This is a genomic window from Frankia sp. CoWAU3 (assembly GCF_977971855.1).
Map to the genome: position 1 here is coordinate 1 of NZ_CDWWXB010000257.1, position 4,212 is coordinate 4,212.

The following is a 4,212-nucleotide window of genomic DNA, read 5'->3' on the forward strand; positions in this document are numbered from 1 at the left end:
CGGCCGCGGGCCGCTGACCGTCGCCTCGCCAGCGAGCCAGAATCGCCAGGGCCATTCGGTCGCCACCCGAATCCCCACCCGGGGGCCGCGGCGGACCCGGCCGCCGGAGATACCGGGCGGGCCGGGAGGACGGATCCCCCGGCCCCCGGCCAGTGCCACCGTAACCGGCCCCGGGCCGGTGATCGGGGTTCCGCTCAATGCGCCGGTCACGGCGAGCGCCCGTCCCAACCGGCCGGGGCCACGCGCCAGGTCCGCCTCGACCAGGTGCGGGAAACGGCCCGCCACGAGGTCGCGACCCGCCACGACCTCTCCGGAGCGCAGGAGCACAGCCGACGCCGAACCAACCGGTCCGCACACCACGTTCAGACACCAGTGGACGCCGTAACTGAGGTAGACGTAGGCCCGTCCCGGCGGTCCGAACATGACGGCCGCGCGCGGCTGTCGGGCCGCGGTAGGCGTGCGAGGCGGGATCGTCCAGCCCCCCGTACGCCTCGACCTCGGTGATCCGAACGGCGACCGGCCCGTGCCAGACCGTCGCACCAAGAAGAGCCGGTGCGACCGCCAGAACGGGCCGGTCATAGAAGTCCACCCCGTCCGGCGCGGCACCGTCCGTCGGTGCCATGCCGGGCGAGGATTCGGGTAGTGCCGTCAACCCACCGCCCAGGCCTGGTCCCGGTCCAGCACCGGACGCAACGCGATGATCTGCTCGCGGACCCGGTCGGGAGCGGTCCCGCCGGGGGCCGAGCGGGCCTCCAGCGCTCCCCGCACCGACAGCACCTCGCGCACGTCCGGGGTGAGCAGGGGGTTGATCATACCGAGATCGTCGTCCGACACCTCGTCGAGATCGACGTCGTGGGCCACGCACCACGACACGAACTGGCCGACCGCCTCGTGCGCCTGACGAAACGGCGCCCCTCGGCGCACCAGGTACTCGGCGACATCCGTGGCCAGCGCGAAGCCGTCGGGCGCCGCGGCGACGAGCCGCTCGCGACGGACCCGCATGGTCGCAACCGTGCCGGTCAGCGCGGGCAACACCAGCAGCAGGGTGTCGACCGCGTCGAAGACCGGCTCCTTGTCCTCCTGCAGATCGCGGTCGTAGGCAAGCGGCAGTCCCTTGAGGGTGGCCAGGAAACCGGTCAGATCCCCGATGAGCCGGCCGGACTTCCCCCGGGCCAGCTCCGCGACGTCCGGGTTCTTCTTCTGCGGCATGATCGAGCTACCGGTCGCGAAGGCGTCGTCCAGTTCGACCCAGCCGAACTCCCTCGTCGTCCAGAGCACGATCTCCTCGCCGAGCCGCGACAGGTGCACCCCGATCAGGGCCGCCACGAACAGGAACTCGGCAGCGAAGTCCCGGTCGGAGACCGCGTCGAGGGAGTTGGCGAACGCCCGGTCGAACCCCAGCTCCACGGCCACCCCCTGCGGGTCGAGCGGCAGCGAGGAACCGGCCAGTGCCCCGGCCCCCAGGGCGCTCACCGACGCCCGGACGTCCCAGTCGCGCAACCGGTCGATGTCCCGGACGAACGCCTGCACGTGTGCCAGCAGCTGATGACCGAAGGAGATCGGCTGGGCGTGCTGCAGGTGGGTCATCCCGGGGGCCGGGGTGTCGACGTGCTGCTCGGCAAGCACGACTAGCGCGTGGGACAACTCGGTCAGCCGCGCGGCCACCTCGCGGGCCGAGTCCCGCAGGTAGAGCCGCAGGTCGGTGGCGACCTGGTCGTTGCGGCTCCGGCCGGCCCGCAGCTTTCCGCCCAGCGTTCCGAGCCGTTCGAGCAGACCACGTTCGAGGGCGGTGTGGACGTCCTCGTCCTCGACGGTCGGGCGGAACCGGCCCTGGGCGACCGCGTCGGAGAGCTCGTCCAGGGCGGCAAGCATCGCCGCGAGCTCGTCGGCGTCGAGCAACCCGGCCCGGTGCAGGACCCGGGCGTGCGACTTCGACGCGAGCAGATCGTAGGGCGCCAGCCGCCAGTCGAACTGGACGCTTATCGACAGCCGGGCGAGCGCCTCCGCCGGGCCGCCGGCGAAGCGCCCGCCCCACAGCCGCATCGGCGCCCCGTCATCGGGCCCCCTGTCACCGGGCGCCCCGTCACCGGGCGCCCTGCGCGTCGTGTCGTTCCCGCCGGGCGGGTGCGTCGCGGTCACGGGTTCAGCCGCTGCTCGCGCGCCGCCCAGACCTTCGTCGGCAGACCCCAGAGCTCGATGAACCCGCGGGCGTCGCGCTGGTCGAACTGGTCGCCGGCGTCGTAGGTGGCCAGTGCGTGGTCGTACAGACTGGCTGGGCTGCGCCGGCCGACGACCTGGGCGACGCCACCCACGAGCCGGATCCGTACCTCCCCGGACACTCCGGCGCTGGCGGAGTCGACGAAGGCGTCCAACGCGCTCTTCAGCGGCGAGTACCACAGACCGTCGTAGACGATCTCACCCCACCGCTGGTCGATGCCCCGCTTGAACCGGGCGACGTCCCGCTCAAGCGTGAGGTCCTCAAGGTCCCGGTGGGCCGTCAGCAGCGTGATCGCCGCCGGGCACTCGTAGATCTCCCGGCTCTTGATGCCGACGAGCCGGTCCTCGATCAGGTCGATCCGGCCCACGCCGTGGGCGCCCGCCCGGACGTTGAGCTCGGCGACGAGATCGGCGAGCGGGAGGGAGCGCCCGTCCAGCCCCACCGGGACACCGTCGATGAACGAGATGGTCACCTCGTCGGGGATCCGCGCGACGGTGGGGTCCGCGGAGTAGACGAAGACGTCCTCCGGCGGCTGGGCCCACGGGTCCTCGAGGACGCCGCACTCGGCGGTGCGGCCCCACAGGTTCTGGTCGATGGAATACGGCGATTTCTTCGACACGTCGATCGGCAGGCCGCGTTCCTCCGCGAAGGCGATCGCCTTGTCCCGGGTCATCCCCGAGTCGCGCACCGGGGCGAGCACGCTCAGCCCGGGGGCGAGCGCCGCCACCCCGACCTCGAAGCGCACCTGGTCGTTGCCCTTGCCGGTGCAGCCGTGCGCGATGGCGTCCGCCCCGTGCTCGCGGGCCGCAGCGACCAGATGCCTGACGATGACGGGTCGCGACAGGGACGAGATCAACGGATACCGGTCCATGTAGAGCGCATTACTCTTGATCGCCGGAGCGACGAAGGACTCGGCGAACTCCTCACGGGCGTCGACGACGATCGACTCGACCGCGCCACAGGTGAGGGCGCGCTGCCGGATGGCCTCAAGGTCCTCGCCGCCCTGGCCGACGTCAACCGCCAGCGCGACGACGTCGGCGCCGGTCTCGGCGCCGATCCAACCGATGGCCACGGACGTGTCGAGGCCGCCCGAGTAGGCAAGCACGACGCGTTCGGTCACAGTACTTATCTCCTTATGTCGTTTTATATCCGAATCATGTTGAATTATTGAAAATCACGCCGGGCTGGTCAAAGAAAACCGATGAGTGCTATTTTTAGCAAAAATCAGCGCTATGTTCATCAAGGATGCCGGGAAGGCCGGTTCACGGCGTCGCCGGCGCACCGCTACGCATCCTGGTCTGGCACGGCGGACGATCCCGTCGACGCTCCACGCGCCCGGCCGTCGGCGAGCCACAGGAGATGGGCGGCGAGTGCCGGACCCCTCGGACCAGCATGCCCTCCCTGACCAGCGGGATCTCCCGGACCGACCGAACTCTCCGGACGGACCGAGCTCTCCAGACGGACCGAGCTCTCCGGACGGACCAGGGCCTCGGCTGCGGGAGCCGACCGGCAGACGACGAGCACCGTGTCGTCCCCCGCGATCGTGCCCATGACCCCCGGAAGCGCCTCCCGGTCGAGCACCGAGGCGAACAGCTGCGCGGCGCCCGACGGCGTGCGCAGCACGACCAGGTCGCCGTTGGCCTCCGCGGAGACCAGCAGTTCCTCGCAGAGCCGGGTGAGCGACAACCGGACGATCTCCGCCGGCGCGAGGTTCGCCTCGACCGCGTAGACCAAGCCGCCGTCCGGACCGCGCACCTTGGTCGCCCCGATGTCCTCCAGATCACGGGACAGGGTTGCCTGGGTAACCTGGACGCCCTCGGCCGCCAGCAGACGCGCGAGCTCGGTCTGTGAACGCACGCCGCGCTGACCGATCAACGCCGCCAGCCGAGCCTGGCGGGCGTGCTTGGTCAACGGCGCGGCACGCGCGGCCTCCGCGCCTGCTTCCGAGGTCATCGCCCGGTGCCCCCCACCGACGATGCGCCCCCCACCGACGA

General features: G+C 71.3%; 3 protein-coding genes and 1 pseudogene. All 4 read right to left on the reverse strand.

Annotation, left to right across the window (positions count from 1 at the left end; translation table 11 throughout):
• Positions 1–622, reverse strand: a pseudogene (locus AC08ON_RS16665) (DNA-3-methyladenine glycosylase); the annotation flags it as partial.
• Between the two features lie 26 nt (positions 623–648).
• Positions 649–2,139 (reverse strand): argininosuccinate lyase, encoded by a 1,491-nt coding sequence (gene argH, locus AC08ON_RS16670; protein WP_476608278.1) that lies wholly within the window; start codon positions 2,137–2,139, stop codon positions 649–651.
• A complete protein-coding gene (locus AC08ON_RS16675) occupies positions 2,136–3,338 on the reverse strand; it encodes an argininosuccinate synthase (RefSeq protein ID WP_011437554.1) in 1,203 nt (400 codons plus the stop codon). The genes argH and AC08ON_RS16675 overlap by 4 nt, the downstream gene beginning before the upstream one ends.
• Positions 3,339–3,502: 164 nt before the next feature.
• Complete coding sequence (argR, locus tag AC08ON_RS16680; RefSeq protein ID WP_476608279.1) at positions 3,503–4,171, reverse strand: arginine repressor; 669 nt, start codon at positions 4,169–4,171, stop codon at positions 3,503–3,505.
• Positions 4,172–4,212: the final 41 nt, after the last annotated feature.